Raw genomic sequence first — 17,642 nt, 5'->3', positions numbered from 1 at the left:
AGATGACAAAGGGCGAGCTAGGTGAGTTAGAGTGTAATAGATGAGTGTGATTTGGCTAGGTGAGCTAGAGTAAGAATGGTGTGAAGTAACTGAGTGATTGGGCTATCCCGCTGTCAGCAGTGACGGGGATAGCCTTTTTTGGTGGCCGCGGGGTGCAGGTTGGTCTCGCAGCCTGTTCCTGACCGCAGTAGGCCGGAAGCGTGGCTGCGTGGGCTGCGTGGTGAAATCAGAGGGATAAATCCCTCATATATTGCTGGAAGTGGGCTAAATGAGAAAATCAAATGTATAAATCCCTCATATATTGCTGGAAGTGGGCTAAATGAGCAAATCAAATGTATAAATCCCTCATATATTGCTGGAAGTGGGCTAAATGAGCAAATCAAGTGTATAAATCCCTCAGATATCGCTGGAGTTAGGCTGAATGAGGAAATCAAGTGTATAAATCCCTCAGAGGGGCTGCAGAGTGGTAAGAGGGAGCCATCAGGTGCACAAGTGCACCCGAATTCGGCGCACGCACCTCATCCGCCCGACCCCCCCAGTCCAGCGCATCATCTGACGGGAGAGCCAGGCTTCAAAACAAATAGAAAATAATTCCTTTACCAGCGGCCACAGTCTGGCTGTAGAACCGCTGGATCTCGGTGAAGAACTGGAGCAGGTAGGCAAAGAACGCATCCGCATCATCGTCAGACACCGTATCCGGGTCCAGCGGGTAGACCTCCTCCTCGGCCATGGTCTGGAAATCATACTGCTGGCGCAGCTGCGCTTCATCCAGCCCGGAGATGGCGTCAAGCGCTTCGGCCACTTGTCCGGCACGCAGGCAGAATGCCCCGTATGCCCCGAACTCGATGCCCTGGTCTGAATGCAGCGGAACCACATATCCAAGCGGCGCAGGCCCGTCCGATATATCACCGCACAGCAGATAGTGAATAGCCTCCCAGGCACGGTCGATATCCAGCCCCGGGTATTTGTCTATGTTCAAGCTCTCAATCGGGGTGCTCCCTGCGGCAATCTGCTGCACCAGTTCATCTTCCATTGCAAAGTAATATCCGCGTATCGCCATTATATCAGCCGTCCTTCCATAACTTAGGATAGAGTAGTTGTGTTTAATCTTCAAGCAGCGCAAGCTTGTCTTCGAGTTCAGCAATCTTAAGGCGGATAGCTTCTGCCCGGGGCTCATCCTGCGCCTTCACAGCAACTTCCAATTCATCGGCGGCTATGCCGAACTGATACTCCAGATACGTGTAGTCGGATGCGGCGGCAGGGTGGGTGGAGCGTTGGGAATAGGTCATGTGCCGAAGCCTCTTTTCTCTGATCTGTGATATATTCATGATACAGGGTTTGCAGAAAGGGCTCAACCTTGTTCCATGGAAACCCGGCACAGGCTGAGACATTGTTCACAGACAATGAACCTGGTTCTGGTTTTACCATAGTAGTATTGAAAAATATAGTTTAATTTTTCAGTAACAGTATGCGGGAGGAAGTCCCGCAAAGGAAGGTTTGGTATACATAATGATTGCTGTAACTTTTGACACCTTGGACGAGGCCAGGCACTATCTGGAGAAGCTGGATGTGAACCGTGGCCTGGTGCTGTTCGCTGCGGCTGCGGCTGTCCGGGAATTATCCCGTCATGCGCCATCGCGGGCAGTATTGTGCTCAACCAAGGGGGAATATACTCCGCAGGGCTACCGCAGCGGTGTAATTACTGGTTTCGAATTTGAAGCCGGTATAGCAGAGATTGTGGGCATTCTGCACCCTCCCGTGCTTAGCGCAAGCACGCTGGAGATTGCTTACCGCAAGGTCCGGGGCAATCCGAATGCTTTTCTGATGCTGCTCTGTGACGGCACAGGCGGGATGGAAGAGATGCTGCTCTCCTCGCTGTATTTCATGGCCCCGCAATTTAAGGTGATTGGCGGCAGTGCGGCTGACGATGAGCGCGGCGAGACTTACCTCTATATAGGAACCCGGCGGGTACGGAACCTGGGGATTTATTTCAATATGCCTGCCCGCACCGCCCTGATCAAAGAGAATATATATGTCCCGTCCGGGAAGACGCTGCTGGTGACAGAAGCCGATGTGTTCGGCAGACGGGTCTATTCCTTCAACGGGCGGCCTGCAGCCGGGGAATATGCGCGTGTCCTGGGTGTGCCGGAGAAGGAGCTGGCAGAGCATTTTCTGAGCAGCCCGCTGGGCAAAAGATACGAGGATGATTGGATCATAGCCTCCCCGAAGGCGGTTCATCCGGATGGCTCTGTCACCTTTTACAGCCAGATTATGTCTAGTACTTATGTGGAGGTGCTTAGTTCAGCCGATCCGCTGGCAGTGCTGGAGGAGACGCTGGGCGGCAGTCCGTTCAAGCCTTCGTTTGTCCTCAATATTAACTGTACGCTGCGGGACCAACTGTTTACACGTGACGGTCTTTGGGGAGCTTTTGACGGGAAAATGCTTGGGTTCTGCGGTAACACTACAGGCTTCATCAGCTATGGAGAGCAATATTATACTAAGCATGCCAATCAGACGATGATTCTGCTGCTGGTTGAATAAGGGAGAGTTGAAATCGGATGGAGTGGTTAAGTAAACTGCGCACAGCTTGGGGGAGAACCCCCTCTGTTGCAGGCGTTCAAAGTCACAGTAATACAAGCGGGTTAGCGGAGAAAGCCATGGCAGAGCGTGTGATCGGGGCTAAGGGTACGGCCGCATCAACAGAAACGGTTAAAGCAGCGGGAAAAGTCGCATTAGATGAAGCTGGCGGTAACGGTAACGAAGGGCCGTCTGCTCACACTTCAGACTCGGTGTCTTATGGGGAACATGCTTATACCTTGGCGGAGCAGATCCGCCTTGAGACTGGAGCTATCCTCAAGGAAGAGGCCCAACTGGTGGAGGACTTCGAGGCTTTGCGGGCAGGCGGCGGGGAGATGATCGGCCAAATCGCCGGGACCCAGCAGCTCCTGGAGCATTTGAAAGCCAACAACGGACAGACTGAAGATCTGATTAATGAAATGTACGGCAGCTTATCCTACTCCTCCAATAAAATCGAGTTTGCCAAGGAAGCCAATATCCAGATCTCTGCGGAAATGCAGAAGGCCTCGGAGGTATTTACGGAGTTCGTTACTTTGAATGAGGATCTGCGGGAGCATTTCCACAGCATTGAGCAGCTGGCCAGGATTATCACGGATATTGCCGAGCAGACGAATCTGCTCTCGCTGAATGCGGCGATTGAGGCGGCGCGGGCCGGTGAGCATGGACGCGGCTTCGCCGTTGTCTCCACGGAGATCCGCAAGCTTGCTGACAGCACCCGCAGCCATGTGAAGGAGATCATGGGTTCACTATCAGGAATGACCCGCGTCATGGAGCAGATTCACAGCAAGTCCGGGGATGGAACGCTCGCGATGAACGAGACCACGGCGAAGATCGGTGAGTCCACGTTATACATGAATGAGATTGTAGAAGCAGAGGAGCAGGTCTTCGAGCATCTGGAGAAAATCCAGGAGTCCCAGGAGAGCAGCATGGAGGATGTGGAGCAGATCAACAGCGACCTGCTGCGTATTCTGGACAAATCGGGCCAGGACACAGGCCAGTTCCGTAAGCTGGTTCTTACCGTTCAGAAGAAGGCCGACCATTACCAGCAGCTGCTGAATCATCTGCATCAGATCGGGCTGCTCCAGCAGGCGGAAGAAGCAGAGGAGACTAACGTATAATCAGATGTGGTAAAAGGAAACACCCGGCGGCGGGAGAGGCTGCCGGGTGTTTTTGTGTTGTGCCCAGCGTGGACCCAGGTAAGCGCTCCTCCTCTTGCTGGTGAAACACCGCTAAGAGGGAGGGGTCCAGCCAGCCTAAGAGTCACGCGCCGTAGGACTAGGCAACTCGCGAATGATGCGGGAGGGAAAGAGTTGGATAAACTCCACCTGCTGAGCGAGAACCGCCCTCTGCCAAAACAGTAATTGGATAAACAGCACTTAAATGAAACCATTTCCCCGAAGCTGGCTAAAACAGCCATGATTAGTTGTTGTTTATCCACTTGCTTCCGGAAATCCCTTGGAAATCAGCATAGCAAGCTGCATTTTTCCACTTGTTGCGGTGAGGCGGGGCTCTCCGCCATCGGCAGGAGGATGTTCCACTACTGCAGGGCGATCAGCTTGTATTCATAAGCGCCAAGTGATAGCGGACCGGCAGGCACGGCAGTGCCGGTCAACACATCCTGCCCGCTGCGCGGCAAGGTGACGCTGCCGCCAAGACCGTCCATGTTGACGAGCGTCCACAGCACACCGGAAGCGCCGCATCTCGGGCAGAGAATGCTGCCCGGTGTGACATCACTGCGCCGGGTGACTCCGGCGCGGGCGGCATAATGCTCAATCAGCGCGCATAGCTGCTTGTCGCCTTCGCTGCCTGAGGGCAGCGAGCCGAGCATCACGATGGCTCCCCGGCCATAGGGCTGCTCGGTCAGGTAGGCCAGGCCCGGTGTCCGTCCCTCCGCAATGACGCCGATTACGGAGGCTCCGTCCGGCAGTGGCTCGAACACCGTGCTCCACAGCGACAGCGGTGCGGAGCAGCCGAAGGCCTCCCCGATGCTGCCCGTTCCCTCCATCGGGTAGACGAACTTAGAGCAGACGCCGGCCAGGCGCTCCAGCTCACCCAAAGCAGCATCCGTATGCAGCGTATGCTCGGCGGTGCGGCCTCCGCTGAGCGGGCCGCAGATCCAGATGCCGCCGCCCGCAGTGAAGTCAAGCGCCCGCGCCATGTATTCCGGCGACAGATAATGTATGAAGGGCGTGAACAGCAGCTTATAGCCGCTGAGATCGCCGCCTTCTGGCAGCAGGTCACGGTGAATCCCCAGATCGAGAATCCGTCGGTAGAAGTCTCCCAGCAGGGAACGGTAGTTCAGCTGCCGGTGCGGCTCCGTGGCCAGGAACGCCTTGGCCCGGTCCGAATAAGTAATCGCCACCTCGGCCTGCACCGGCCGGGTATTCAGCATGTGCGGCTCAATCTGCAGCCTGGCGGCAGAAGCCGCGCGCACATTGTCATACCCGAGCGCAGGCTGGCCCCACGCGCTGATGATCGAGCTGTGCGGCTGCTCGCTGCCTGTGCGCTGCTGCCGCCACAGCCAATAGCAGAAGGCGCCTGCTCCCAGCGCGTAGGCGGCCACAGCTTCGGCGGTAAGATAGCCGTCCGGGTGCGGCTCGCCGTAGCTTGTCAGCGAAGCGGCATAGGCCGGGCCGGTCTCCATCAGCCAGAAATCCCGCCCGGGCTTGAACCCGCGCCACAAATCACAGTTCAGCAGATAAGCGTGCCTGTTGGCCTGAGAGGCGTAGGTGTCGAATGAAGCGAAATCAAGCTCCCGGAACAGCTGCTCATTGTCCAGATGAAAAGGAACATTGCTGTTGTGCGTGATCGGAGCCGCCGAATAGCGGCGGATGATCGCCGCCTGTTCCCCAGCGAACTCCGCAACCTTCTCCATTTGGAACAAGCGGTACTGGGTGACGAGCGATGAATTATGCAGGAAAGGCGTAGCCACCGGCTGCGGTACCTGGTCAAACCGCTGGTACGTCTGGCTCCACACGCCGGTTCCCCATGCATCATTCAGCTCTCCGATACTGCCGTAGCGGTGCTCCAGCCACTCCTGCCACAGGGAGCGGCAGGACCCGCACATGCATTCCGCCACATGCGCCTTCAGCTCATTGTCGAGCTGCCAGGCGGCAAGGCCAGGGAGCTGCCCCAGCACCCTAGCCAGTTCTTCCGTAATTACCGCAGCCCGCTGCCGGAAATAAGGATTATTCGTGCAGACATGCTGTCTGGACCCGTGGCTCATCACCGCTCCGTCTGCCCGGATGTGCAGGCGCTCCGGGTGCCTGTGAGTCAGCCAGATTGGCGGGGTTGCGGTCGGCGTACACATGACTGTATCGATGCCGTGATCATGAAGCTGACGGATATGCTCAGCGAACGGCTGGACATCGATGGAACCCTCCACCGGCTCCAGCAGTGACCAGATGAATTCGCCCATCCGTACCAGATTAATGCCGGTCTCCTGCATGAGCCGAAGATCCTGCTGCCGCTCAGCCTCCCCCCACAGCTCCGGGTACCATGCGGCTCCGTAATATAGTTTTTGCTTCATTCTTTTAACCTCCTGGAAAAAGCCCCATACGGGCTCTGTATGATCTTATCTTTCTATTCCCCATCCCTAAGCTATATAGTTTGAACTTGAAAACATAAATTTTGGGAGGAGTGGCGGAGGGGAATTTTGGAGCTGTAGGAGCGGTAGCGTCCGCCTGAAAGCTTTCCGCAGGAAAGCTCGCTATCTACAGCATCAGCTGTCTGCGGATTTCTACCGCGAACAGCGGTCTAATCAAAGAAATCTGCAGAAGGGCAGCGGCCGGAAGCCCAAAACTTCTCTGGAGTCACGATTCTCCCAAAAATGAAATTATCATTTCAATCTATATAGTGTCCGCCCCCCACAATCAATAGTAAACTTTTGCCGGTTTTGGACTTTATTGCGGAAGCGGCGCAGAAAACGTACAAATCGCTGTCCAAAAAGTCCGATTGCCGGAAAAACACCCGCCAACCATAATAGAAAGCGCAGCCACGGCAATGCAGTGAAGTGCAGGGCATTGCGAAGGTTGCTTATCCATACGGAGGTGAATGTAAATGAAGCAAGGAGCGGCAATGGGGGCAGCAGAGCTCAGCGCGGGCACAAGCTTCCGCCGCAGCAGGCGCGAGCAGCGCTTCAGACGTCTGAAGCGGGACAAATGGCTCTACATACTGCTCAGCCCCGGACTCCTGTATTTCCTGGTGTTCAAATATGTGCCGATGTGGGGAGTGCTGCTCGCCTTTAAGGATTACCAGCCATTTCTGGGCTTCTGGCAGAGCAGCTGGGTGGGCCTTGAGCATTTCCGCACGTTTTTTCAGAACCCTGATTTCTTCATGCTGCTGCGCAATACGCTGGTGCTGTCGCTGTATAACCTGGTGTTCTTTTTCCCGGCACCGATTATCCTGGCCCTGCTGCTGAATGAGATCCGGCTGTCCTTCTACAAAAGGACGATTCAGACGCTGATCTACGTGCCCCACTTCATCTCTATGGTCATCGTCGCCAGTATCTCCTACGTGTTCCTTACGACACAGGGCGGTGCGGTCAATGAATTCCTCTTCACGGTTACCGGGCGCAAAATTGATTTCCTCGCCAATCCTGACTGGTTCCGCCCGATGATTATTCTGCAGACCATCTGGAAGGAATGCGGCTGGGGGACGATTATTTTCCTCGCTGCGCTGGCCGGTGTCGATGTGGAGCAATATGAAGCTGCCGTGGTGGACGGAGCCAGCCGCTGGCGCCAGACCTGGCATATTACGCTGCCTGCGATCCGCAGTACGATTGTCATTCTGCTAATTCTGCGGATGGGCACGATTCTGGATAACGGGTTCGAGCAGATCTATCTGATGATGAATGCGCTGAACCGCGAGGTGGCCGAGGTCTTCGATACCTATGTGTATGCGCTGGGGATTACCCAGGGGGCATTCAGCTACAGCACCGCCGTCGGCTTGTTCAAATCAGTCATCGGGGTCGTGCTGGTGCTCGGCACCAACTGGCTCGCCAAGAAGTCAGGCGAATCGGGATTATATTGAAAAGGAGGCCAAGAGTGTGGCTAAACGTTACCGCAGCGCCGGAGAGATTACCTTTGACGTCTTTAATTACCTGGTGCTGGGCATCATCGGGATCGCGGCCATTCTGCCGTTCCTGTTTGTCGTCGCCGGTTCCTTCGCCACCGAGGCGGAAATTACGAAGCGCGCTGTGTTTCTCGTTCCGACGACGATTTCGCTGGATGCTTACCGGTTTATTTTCTCCACAGATACCATTGTCCGCAGCATCGGGGTGTCGCTGTACGTGACGGTGATCGGGACAGCAGTCAATCTGTTCTTCACGGTTACCATGGCTTATCCGATGGCAAAGCGTTACCTGATGGGCCGCAATCTGATCCTCAATCTAGTCATCTTCACGATGCTGTTCGGGGGCGGGATGATTCCCACCTATCTGGTAATCCGCGAGCTGCATCTGCTCGATACGCTGAATGCCTTGATCTTTCCGGGGGCGATCAGCGCCTTCAACCTGATTATTGTGAAGAACTTTTTCCAGGAGCTTCCCGCCGAGATGGAGGAGGCTGCCCGTATCGACGGCTGCACGGAGCTCGGGCTGCTGTGGCGGATTGTACTGCCGCTGTCGAAGCCGGTGCTGGCGACGTTTACGCTCTTTTATGCGGTTGGACACTGGAATAACTTCTTCTCGGCGCTGCTCTACATCAATGATCCGTCCAAGTGGCCGCTGCAGGTGATGCTGCGCCAGATCGTCATGCTGTCCCAGTCGGCAGCGGGGGATCTCAGCTCCATGGACCCGAATTTCGTGCAGCCGCCCGAGCAGTCGATCAAAATGGCGGTCATCGTAGTCGGCACCCTGCCGATTATGTGCGTCTATCCGTTTCTGCAGAAGCATTTTGCCAAAGGGGTGATGCTGGGTTCAGTCAAAGGGTAAGCGGTTAGTCAACATATAAAGGGAGGCCAAGTGATGAAGAAGATGAAGCGGAGTGAAGGTTCACGGTCTGCGAGAAAAGGGTTGTTCATGCTGTTGGCTATGATTATGCTTCTAAGTGTATTGTCCGGCTGCGGCGGGAATGGGGAGAATGCAGGAGCAGGAGAGAAGGAGCCTGCCGCAGACAGCGGGAAGACGGACGGTACAGCCAAGGGGGAGAAGCCGCTTGAGCTGACGCTGATGCTGCCGATTTTCAAGACCAATTATCCGAAGGACGGCAGTCCGGTCGCCGCCAAGCTGGAGGAGCTGACAAACACCAAAATCCATTTCGAATGGGTGCCGAATGCGTCGTATGCCGACAAATTCAACATTACGCTGGCTTCCGGCAAGCTGCCTGATATTATGTATGTAGGTGACGTGAAAGCGTCCAGCTTCGTCAATGCGGCCAGATCCGGCGCGTTCTGGGAGGTGGGTCCGTATCTCAAGGATTATCCGAATCTCAGCGGGGCGAAGGAGGTCATTCTGAATAACTCGGCCATCGACGGCAAGAATTACGGGATCTACAGAGGGCGGGCGCTGGGACGTAACGGCGTGGTGTTCCGCAAGGACTGGATGGAGAAGCTGGGGCTTGACAATCCGAAGACTGTGGATGATTTCTATAATATGCTGCGAGCGTTCAAGGAGCAGGACCCGGACGGCAACGGCCAGGCGGATACGTACGGCATGGTGCTGGTCAAGTGGACCGGCCAGTGGGCCAGCGGCTTCGATACGATGAAGCTGTGGTTCGGTTCCCCGAACAAGTGGGGCGTGCAGGAGGGGAAGCTTGTGCCTGAGCATGAATACCCCGGGTATTTGGAAGCGCTTAAATTCATGAAAAAGCTCTACGACGAGCAGCTGATCAACGCCGACTTCGCGGTGATGGACAGCTCCAAATGGAATGATCCGGTCGTCAACAACAAGGCCGGTGTCATTGTCGATGTGGTCGATAACGCAGCCCGGCTGGATGACAAGATTCATGCTGCTCTCGAAAAAGAAGGCAAAGATGAGCCGGAACGCCATTATATGGATGTCATCGGCGGTGTGAGCGGAGCGGACGGTGCGCTGCATACTCTTCCGACCTCCGGCTTCTCCGGCATGCTGGCGATTCCGAAGTCTTCGGTCAAGACCGAGGAGGAGCTGAAGCAGGTGCTGGCCTTCCTGGACCGGCTGAATGACGAGGATCTGCAGACGATGCTGAACTATGGAATGGAAGGCGTGCATTACAAGCTGGTGGATGGATATATCGAACGCTCCAGCGATACGGTTCTGCTGGAATCGGAAGTGGAGGGCCTGAACCAGATGCTGCCGTTCATCCCGGAGGACAAGGCGAAGCAGGTGAAGCAGACGCCGCTGCGGCTGAAGCAGACCGAGGTACAGAAGACCAACGAAGCGACGATTGTGACCAATCCGGCCGAAGCGCTGATCTCGGCAGTCTACACGCAAAAAGGCTCGCAGCTGGATAACGTAATCAACGATGCGCGTATCAAATTCATTGTCGGCCAGATGGATGAGGCCGGTTTGAAGTCTGCTTTTGAGGTATGGCGGAAGACTGGCGGAGATGAGCTTGTGAAGGAAATGAATGAATTGTACGCCTCAGCGGGCAAGTAAAGTCCGGTCCTGCTCCAGTCTCCGGCCGGTCTGTCCCCGCTGCGGCTGCAAGGCTGCAACTCTAAACTAAGGATTCGGCTGGTGAATGCAATGGAGAATGAAGCGGCAGGAGCACGGAACAGGTATACCGGAGGCCGGGCGGGACGCAAGGGCCGTTATTACCGCAATAATCTCATTATTGTACTGATCGTCTCGTCCATTCCCGGGCTGATCATCGGGCTGCTGGTCTATTTTATGGCCGGGGGGAATCTGGAGAAGGAACTGCTGAGGATGCATAACCGGCAGATTGAGCAGAGGGCGGACAACATTAACGATCAATTGTCCAACCTGGAGCTGATGCTGGCCCACTGGGCGTTCGATCCGAAGTTCGACTATGGACTGAGCAACATGGATTTCACCCGGAATCATGAGCGGGCCTGGGATATTACCAAGACACTGGTCGTCATGCAGGGCTCGAATTCCATGGTGCGGCAGGTTGAGCTGTATCTGGCCGGTAGACAGCCGGTGCGCTTCGGCACAGAGTACGGGACGCTGGCTGCGGAGGAGGAAGTACTGTACGGGAAGCTGCTGAAGCAGGAGCGGAGCACGTACTGGACGGAATGGGCTTTTGATCCGGAGAATCAGGAGCAGAAGGAGCTGACGCTCGTGCACTACATCCCCGGCGGCAGTCTGCAGCCCTTCGGGGCGCTGCTGCTGCGGATGGATACAGAGAAGGTATCGGCGATGCTGCGGACCATGACCCCATATAACACGGGGGAGGTGTTCATGGAGCAGAAATCCGGCGGACTTTTCATTTCGGGGAGCGGGATGGAGAAGTCCACTCCGCTGGTTACGGCGCTGCGGGCTGCTATTACAGCCAGAGGCAACCATGATAGCGGGTCCTTTCTGTATGACTGGAACGGGGTTACGTATGCGGTGACCTATGGTGATTTCCCGCGGATTGCCAGTGAATGGCGGTATGTGTCGGCTTCGCCGATCTCCAGCGTCACCTCTCCGGTGGTCTGGCTGTCCCGGATGATTATTCTGGTAAGCCTGTGTGCCTTGCTGCTGGCGGCGGTTCTGTCCTGGATTGCTTCCCGCCGAATCTATTCGCCGGTCCGCCGCCTGCTCCAGACCCTGCTCCCTGAGCATGCGGCCGCAGGCGGCCGGGTGGATGAGCTGACGCTGATCGAGCGGCACTGGCAGAACCTGCACGGACAGCAGCATGCCCTCGAATACACGCTCTCAGAGCAGCTTCCGCATGTGCAGCAGAGCTTCCTTCACCAGCTGTTCCAGGGGTATCTGTATGCTTATTCCGAACAGGACTTGCAGAGCCGGATGAAGCAGTACAAATGGGAAGTGGAGGACTGTACGTTCGTGGTGCTGTATATCCAGCTGACCGGCATCTCCAGCCTGGAGGCCAAGTTCCGCAGCGGTGACGAGAGTCTGGTGTCGTTCGCGGCTGTTAATATCATCGGGGAGCTTGCTAAGGAGCATTTCGGCCGGGCAGAGACGGTCAATCTGCATGACCTTACCTCCGGGATGCTGCTGATGGAACCGGGGAGCGGCCCGGACCCGGCCCGCGTGGGGGCCTTCGGTGAAGAGCTGGCGGCTACCCTGAGCCGGATGCTTAAGCTTCAGGCTACAGTAGCCTACAGTGCAAGGATCGGGAGCATCTCCGCGATTCCGCGGTCCTTCGAGGCGGCGAAGCAGGCGGCAAGCCACAGCAGGTACGGGGGCGGGAACCAGATCATCAGCCTGGAGCAGCTGGAGCGCGAGGGGCAGGGCACACCTATGCCGCAGTATTCCTTCACGCTGGAGCGCGGGCTGATTCAGGCGCTGCGGACCGGCGAAGCGGAGGAGGCGGACCGGCTGCTGGAGGAATTCCTGGAGACGCTCTCCGCAGGCGGTGCGAAGGTAATTGACGTACAGCAGGGGATGCTGCATCTGCTCGGCGCGATCCTTCATGCGGTGCTGGAGGCCGGGATGGCCCAGAGCCAGCTGCTGCGCGGCAGGAATCTGTATGCCAGCCTCTCGCAGATCCATGAGCCGGGGCTGATTCTCTCCTGGTTCCGCACGCAGGTGATTGCTCCTTTCCTGAAGGAGCTGTGCGAACGCTCCGACGCCGGTATCAGGCGGACCATCGACCAGGCGATGCTGTACATTCAGCAGCATTATATGGACAATATCTCGCTGGACAGCTGTGCGGATTATACAGGCACCAGCCCTTTTCTCCTCAGCAAGTCGTTCAAGCGGGTCACCGGGCAGAATTTCATCGATTATCTGACAGAGCTGCGGCTAAACAAGGCGAAGGAACTGCTGCGTGACACCGATCTGAAGATGAATGATGTCGCCTTGCAGGTTGGCTATCAGCAGAGCTATTTCAACCGGATTTTCAAAAAACAGGAGGACATCACTCCGACACGTTACCGTGAACTGAGCCGGCAGGAGGGGGAGAAGGAGAATGGAACCCGCTAAGCGGGGAGCGGCTCCAGAATGACAGCGGCTCACTTCCCGTAATCCCGGCGTCCGCAGGCCTCCTGCTCCGGGAGCGGTTCATTCGTCCGGGTGATGTCCCATCAAGGAGATGACAGACAATGACTGCTATATCCTCGGCCCTGCCGGTCCAGCTACGGTGGTTAAACCCGCCTGCTGCGGCTGCGGGGGTGACCTGGGGGGTCCCTTGGCGCAAAGGAGATCTGAAGCGCGGTGAACTGGACGCGTTATGTCTTGGCAGCGGGGCTGACGATGGCCCCCGTCTGCCGCTGCAGAGCTGCCCGGCTGCGTATTGGCCGGACGGCAGCATCAAATGGTCTTTGCATTCTGCCGTATGCCCGGAAGGGAGTGCGGCAGGATATATGCTGGAACGCTCAGCTGGTCAGAGCGCTCTGCCCGCAGCTTTTCAAGTATCGGTGGAAGAGACGGAAGAAGCTTATATTGTTGATACCGGCAGCATTCGTTGCACCGTGGTCAAGCATGGCCCGGGTGTGATCTCCCGGATTATCCGCCGGGACACGGCGGAATCCGGGGGAGCGGACGGCAATCGCGGATATTCTGGAGCTTCAGAGGTGGGGTTAGGAGCAGGTGCAGGCGTGAGTATGAGCAAGGCGGAGGGTGAGTGTGCAGGCGCTGTGAGCGTAGGTGCTGAGGTGAGTGCAGGTGCGAATGCGAGTATGAGTGCAATTTCGGATGCAGGTATAGATTCAGCCGGTGCAGCTATAGGCGCGGCGAAGCAACCCTGTCCGGCAGAGCATGTGGTGTGCAGCGGAAGCGAACTGGTCTGTCTCCGCGAGCAGCGGGACATCCTCAGCGGGGAGCTGACGCTGCGGCAGGAACGGTTCACCGGAGTGACGCTGAAGGCCAGCCTGGAGGAGCGGGGACCGGTGCGTGCCGTGATCCGGCTGGACGGGCGGCATAGAAGCACAAGGGGAGTCCGGGAATGGCTTCCTTATACTTTGCGGCTCTATTTCTATGCCGGGCTTGCGTCGATCCGGCTGGTGCATACCTTCTATTATGACGGCAATCCGCAGCAGGATTTCATCAAGGGGCTGGGCCTGCTGTTCAAGGTGCCGCTCAGCGGTCCGCTGTACAACCGTCATGTCCGGCTGGCGGGCAGCGGCGGAAGCTTCAGCGAATCTCCCAAGACGCTCCAGACCCGCAGAACGCGGGGCAAATATGCCGAGATGTTCGCCGGACAGCTTGAGGGGCAGAGCCAGCACTTTGACCCGGTTGAGGATGCATACTTCACCAGCCTGCTCCAGGATTCGGCGGTATGGGATGACTTCTGCCTGGTGCAGGATTCGTCTGAGCACTATGCCGTGCATAAGCGGACCGGGCCGGACTGCACCTGGATTAAGGGCGCTGAAGGCCGGAGGGCCGGAGGGCTGGGCTATGTCGGCTGTGACGGCGGAGGGCTGGCTGCCGGCGTGAAGGATTTCTGGCAGAAGCACCCGTCCGGGCTGGAGATCACTGGCACCTCCGGCGCGGAAGCGGCGTTAACGGTCTGGTTCTGGACGCCGGAGGCACAGGCGATGGACCTGCGCCATTATGATACGAAGACGCATGTCGAGTCTTCCTATGAAGGCGCGGAGGAGCTGCGGGCAACCCCTTACGGCATCGCCAATACGAACGAGCTGACCTTGTGGTGTACCTCGCGGACACCAGATTATGCGCAGTTTCAGCAGATGCAGCAGCAGGCGGATGAACCGCCGCTGCTGGTCTGTAAGCCAGAGTATTATCACCGCACCCGGGCGTTTGGACTCTGGAGCCTGCCGGACTGGAGCACGCCGGCCAAGGCGTATCTGGAGGAGCGACTGGACGGGATCATCAGCTTTTACCAGAAGGAGATTGAACAGCGGAAGTGGTACGGCCTGTGGGATTACGGCGACTTCATGCACAGCTATGATCCGGTCCGTCATGTCTGGAATTATGATCTGGGCGGCTGCGCCTGGCAGAATGCCGAGCTGGTGCCGAATATGTGGCTGTGGGTGAGCTTCCTGCGGACCGGACGCGCGGATATTTACCGGATGGCTGAAGCGATGACCCGCCATACCAGCGAGGTGGATGTGTATCATTTCGGGGAATATGCGGGTCTTGGCTCCCGGCATAATGTTGTGCACTGGGGGTGCGGCTGCAAGGAGGCACGGATTGCCATGGCCGGACTGCACCGCTACTACTATTATCTGACCGGGGATGAGCGGACCGGCGACATCATGGACAGTGTGAAGGATGCGGATTATTCCACGGTGAATCTCGACCCGATGCGGGCATATTTTCCGAAGGATGAATTCAAGACGCATGTACGGGTGGGGCCGGACTGGGCCGCGTTCAGCTCCAATTGGATGACCCGGTGGGAGCGTTATCAGGATACCGCCTACCGCGACAAAATCCTCACCGGCATCGACTGCATCAAAGCAGCCAATCTGCGCCTGATCTCCGGTCCAACCTATGGATACGATCCCGCAACGGGAATTCTCAGTCCTATGGGCGATGACAACTGGGGACGGCATCTGGCCATCTGCATGGGCGGGCCGCAGGTATGGTTCGAGCTGGCGATGATGCTGGAGGACCCGGAGTGGGAGGACATGCTGGCGGAGTTCGGCGTCTTCTATAACTTGCCCGAGGAAGAGCAGCTGCTTAGATCTGGAGGTGCGATTACAGGCAAACAGCGCTTCGAGCATCCGGTGCTGAGTGTGGCTATTGCCGCCTACGGCGCGTGGGTCAAGGATGACCGGGCTACGGCGGAACGCTGCTGGAGCATTCTGCTTGAGAATCCGTTCGGGAAGCTCCGGCTGGAGGAGGAACTGAAGCGGGTTATGTATACGGAAGCGCTCGATGAGATTGACTGGATGAATACGAATGAGGCCTCGCAGTGGTCGCTGAATACGATCATTGCGCTGGAGCTGATTGCTGAAGCTCTGCCTGCACGGGAGGCAATGTCGGGTACGGCGAACGGGTGATGCAGCTAGTGTGGATTACCTCACCCTGATTAGGCTGCAAGGGGTGGGCTTAGATGTAATTTGTACAACTAAATCGCCGGATGTGCTGCCGAATCTCAGATTAGATGTAGTTCGTGCACTTAAAATGCCTCTAATTCTGGATTTTCGCCCATCCGGGCAAATTTAGTTGTACGGACTACAATTAGATGAGGAAGTCCACCCGTTTCGTTCTTTTTAGATGTACAGAATACACTTATCCCTGTTGCTTCGCTACGAACTCAGCTTCATTCTTTACCCCATTTATGGAATGAAATCTGTTTAATTCTGATGGTCTACTAGTAGCTTAGGTAATGTGAGAGATGGAGGAATTGCCAGGAATGGTGCGTGAACTGGTGATAAGGCTGGTTCATGAACAGGTGCAGAAGCTGAGATTAGCGCGGGGGCCGGTGCCGAAGTTGACAATAATGCCGGTGCCGGGAAAGGTGAGGTGGTTTAATGACGGTGCAGCAGGCTAATGCAGGCGTTCCTGAGGGCTGGCAGGAGATCTACCGCAATACGTTGGAGGGTCCCGCTCAGGCGGAGGGGTTCCACTTGGAAGGTGAGGGAGTCGTTACTTTTCCGCAGGGAAGGCTGCGGCTGGAGAGCACCCGGGGGGCTGAGGAGGGGCAGAAGGCGAATGTGGTCTTGTGGTGCCCCGAGGTGTTCCCGGCGGAGCTCGCCATCTCCTGGAGGTTCCGTCCGCTGCGTGAGCCGGGGCTGGCCATTCTGTTCTTCGCGGCTGCCGGTGCCGGGGGCAAGGATCTGTTCGACCCGTCCCTGCCGGTCCGCACGGGCGAATATGACCAGTACCATCATGGGGAGATGGATGCCTATCATATCTCGTATTTTCGCCGGATGTGGGAGGAGGAGCGGGCTTTTCATACCTGTAATCTGCGCAAAAGCTACGGCTTTCACCTTGTCGCCCAAGGCGCTGACCCGCTGCCGGATACCGCCGATATGACTGCGGACTACCGGATGCTGTTGGTGAAGCGGGGGGCTGCTGTCACTTTTGCTATCAATGCATTGCCGGTGCTGCACTGGTTGGATGATGGCTCGTCCTTCGGTCCGCTGCTCGGCGCAGGCAGACTTGGCTTCCGCCAAATGGCCCCGCTGATAGCGGAATATAGTGATCTGGTCGTCTATGCTCCCTGAAGCTGGGATAGGTGGCTGGGCGGATGAACAATTCGGTGATAAGGAGGTTTAACAGCAATGCCGGGAGTGTATTACTGCTATCCGCAAGGCCGTCATAAGGCGCTGACCATGAGCTATGATGACGGACGGCGGGCGGATGAACGGCTGGTCGGCCTGTTCAACCAGCATGGAATCAAGGGCAGCTTCCATCTGAATTCGGGGCTGCTTGGCGAAGGGGACCGGATCAGGGCGGATGAGGTTGCGGCGCTCTACCACGAACATGAGGTCAGCGTGCATACGCGGAGTCATCCGACGCTGGCGCGCTGCCCGCGTGAGCTGGTCGCGGAGGAGATTATGGAGGACCGCAGGGTGCTGGAAGGACTGGTCCGTCAGCCGGTGCGCGGGATGTCTTATCCGAACGGCTCCTATACGCAGGAGATCAAGACGCTGCTGCCGCATTTGGGCATTGAATATGCCCGCACAGTGCAGTCTAGCGGCGGGTTCGCCCTCCCGGAGGACTGGCTGGAGTGGCAGGCGACCTGTCATCATAACCGGGAGCTGCTGGCTCACGGGGAGGCTTTTGTGGGGCTGCATAAGCGGCAGTATCTGTACTTGATGTATGTATGGGGACACAGCTACGAGTTCGACATTGACCACAACTGGGATCTGATGGAGCGCTTCTGCACCATGGCGGGCGGACGCGGCGACATCTGGTATGCAACCAATCTGGAGCTGGTGCATTACATGAAGGCTTGCCGGGGGCTGCTGTTCTCGGCAGCAAGGGATTTGGTCTACAATCCGGGAGCGGCTGCTGTCTGGCTGGAGGTTGACGGTACGCTAGTCGAGGTGCCCGGAGGACAGACTGAGGATTTAGGCTGATACAGAGCAGGGATAGAGTGAAG

General features: G+C 57.0%; 13 protein-coding genes. 10 read left to right on the top strand and 3 right to left on the bottom strand.

From position 1 onward, the window contains the following. Window positions 1–571 precede the first annotated feature (571 nt). Together NSU18_RS11380 and NSU18_RS11375 are read right to left on the bottom strand one after the other, a co-directional pair. The gene (locus NSU18_RS11380) at window positions 572–1,060 is read right to left on the bottom strand and encodes a YfbM family protein (RefSeq protein ID WP_341019700.1); all 489 of its coding nucleotides are present in this window, start codon (window positions 1,058–1,060) and stop codon (window positions 572–574) included. Between the two features lie 43 nt (window positions 1,061–1,103). Continuing rightward, window positions 1,104–1,289: a hypothetical protein gene (locus NSU18_RS11375; RefSeq protein WP_341149052.1), complete on the bottom strand. Its 186-nt coding sequence runs from the start codon at window positions 1,287–1,289 to the stop codon at window positions 1,104–1,106. A 220-nt stretch (window positions 1,290–1,509) separates the two neighbouring features. On the opposite strand from NSU18_RS11375, the gene NSU18_RS11370 reads away from it, so the two are divergent. Further along, the gene (locus tag NSU18_RS11370) at window positions 1,510–2,541 is read left to right on the top strand and encodes an FIST signal transduction protein (RefSeq protein WP_341019704.1); all 1,032 of its coding nucleotides are present in this window, start codon (window positions 1,510–1,512) and stop codon (window positions 2,539–2,541) included. A 17-nt stretch (window positions 2,542–2,558) separates the two neighbouring features. Continuing rightward, on the top strand, window positions 2,559–3,695 hold the full coding sequence (locus NSU18_RS11365; protein ID WP_341149051.1) for a methyl-accepting chemotaxis protein: 1,137 nt from the start codon (window positions 2,559–2,561) through the stop codon (window positions 3,693–3,695). A 419-nt stretch (window positions 3,696–4,114) separates the two neighbouring features. On the opposite strand, the gene NSU18_RS11360 is transcribed toward NSU18_RS11365, so the two are convergent. Further along, on the bottom strand, window positions 4,115–6,106 hold the full coding sequence (locus NSU18_RS11360) for a beta-galactosidase (protein WP_341149050.1): 1,992 nt from the start codon (window positions 6,104–6,106) through the stop codon (window positions 4,115–4,117). Between the two features lie 530 nt (window positions 6,107–6,636). On the opposite strand from NSU18_RS11360, the gene NSU18_RS11355 reads away from it, so the two are divergent. From NSU18_RS11355 to NSU18_RS11320, 8 genes are all read left to right on the top strand, one after another. Next, window positions 6,637–7,608: an ABC transporter permease gene (locus NSU18_RS11355; RefSeq protein ID WP_445321798.1), complete on the top strand. Its 972-nt coding sequence runs from the start codon at window positions 6,637–6,639 to the stop codon at window positions 7,606–7,608. Between the two features lie 16 nt (window positions 7,609–7,624). Next, entirely contained in the window at window positions 7,625–8,509 is an 885-nt protein-coding gene (locus NSU18_RS11350) for a carbohydrate ABC transporter permease (RefSeq protein ID WP_341019708.1), read from the top strand. A gap of 42 nt (window positions 8,510–8,551) precedes the next feature. Beyond that, a complete protein-coding gene (locus NSU18_RS11345; RefSeq protein WP_341151028.1) occupies window positions 8,552–10,153 on the top strand; it encodes an extracellular solute-binding protein in 1,602 nt (533 codons plus the stop codon). Between the two features lie 90 nt (window positions 10,154–10,243). Next, window positions 10,244–12,610, top strand: a complete 2,367-nt coding sequence (locus tag NSU18_RS11340) for a helix-turn-helix transcriptional regulator (protein WP_341151027.1) — start codon at window positions 10,244–10,246, stop codon at window positions 12,608–12,610. Window positions 12,611–12,729: 119 nt separating this feature from the next. After that, entirely contained in the window at window positions 12,730–15,591 is a 2,862-nt protein-coding gene (locus NSU18_RS11335) for an exo-rhamnogalacturonan lyase family protein (RefSeq protein WP_341149049.1), read from the top strand. 338 nt (window positions 15,592–15,929) lie between these two features. Next, complete coding sequence (locus tag NSU18_RS11330; RefSeq protein ID WP_341149048.1) at window positions 15,930–16,085, top strand: hypothetical protein; 156 nt, start codon at window positions 15,930–15,932, stop codon at window positions 16,083–16,085. Continuing rightward, complete coding sequence (locus tag NSU18_RS11325; RefSeq protein ID WP_341149047.1) at window positions 16,066–16,761, top strand: DUF1961 family protein; 696 nt, start codon at window positions 16,066–16,068, stop codon at window positions 16,759–16,761. The genes NSU18_RS11330 and NSU18_RS11325 overlap by 20 nt, the downstream gene beginning before the upstream one ends. Window positions 16,762–16,818: 57 nt before the next feature. After that, entirely contained in the window at window positions 16,819–17,619 is an 801-nt protein-coding gene (locus tag NSU18_RS11320; protein WP_341149046.1) for a polysaccharide deacetylase family protein, read from the top strand. The last annotated feature ends 23 nt before the right edge of the window (window positions 17,620–17,642 follow it).

This window comes from Paenibacillus sp. FSL H8-0048 (assembly GCF_038002825.1).
In the GTDB taxonomy this organism is placed as follows: Bacteria; Bacillota; Bacilli; order Paenibacillales; family Paenibacillaceae; genus Paenibacillus_AQ.
The sequence above is the reverse complement of the archived record's forward strand: the minus strand, read 5'-3'. Positions and strand labels throughout refer to the sequence as shown.

What these genes read in the sequence shown, in the direction of transcription:
- NSU18_RS11380 (WP_341019700.1), bottom strand. Translation starts at nt 1,060, where the DNA reads ATGGCGATACGCGGATATTACTTTGCAATGGAAGATGAACTGGTGCAG.
- NSU18_RS11375 (WP_341149052.1), bottom strand. Translation starts at nt 1,289, where the DNA reads ATGACCTATTCCCAACGCTCCACCCACCCTGCCGCCGCATCCGACTAC.
- NSU18_RS11370 (WP_341019704.1), top strand. Translation starts at nt 1,510, where the DNA reads ATGATTGCTGTAACTTTTGACACCTTGGACGAGGCCAGGCACTATCTG.
- NSU18_RS11365 (WP_341149051.1), top strand. Translation starts at nt 2,559, where the DNA reads ATGGAGTGGTTAAGTAAACTGCGCACAGCTTGGGGGAGAACCCCCTCT.
- NSU18_RS11360 (WP_341149050.1), bottom strand. Translation starts at nt 6,106, where the DNA reads ATGAAGCAAAAACTATATTACGGAGCCGCATGGTACCCGGAGCTGTGG.
- NSU18_RS11355 (WP_445321798.1), top strand. Translation starts at nt 6,637, where the DNA reads ATGAAGCAAGGAGCGGCAATGGGGGCAGCAGAGCTCAGCGCGGGCACA.
- NSU18_RS11345 (WP_341151028.1), top strand. Translation starts at nt 8,552, where the DNA reads ATGAAGCGGAGTGAAGGTTCACGGTCTGCGAGAAAAGGGTTGTTCATG.
- NSU18_RS11340 (WP_341151027.1), top strand. Translation starts at nt 10,244, where the DNA reads ATGGAGAATGAAGCGGCAGGAGCACGGAACAGGTATACCGGAGGCCGG.
- NSU18_RS11335 (WP_341149049.1), top strand. Translation starts at nt 12,730, where the DNA reads ATGACTGCTATATCCTCGGCCCTGCCGGTCCAGCTACGGTGGTTAAAC.
- NSU18_RS11330 (WP_341149048.1), top strand. Translation starts at nt 15,930, where the DNA reads ATGGAGGAATTGCCAGGAATGGTGCGTGAACTGGTGATAAGGCTGGTT.
- NSU18_RS11325 (WP_341149047.1), top strand. Translation starts at nt 16,066, where the DNA reads ATGACGGTGCAGCAGGCTAATGCAGGCGTTCCTGAGGGCTGGCAGGAG.
- NSU18_RS11320 (WP_341149046.1), top strand. Translation starts at nt 16,819, where the DNA reads ATGCCGGGAGTGTATTACTGCTATCCGCAAGGCCGTCATAAGGCGCTG.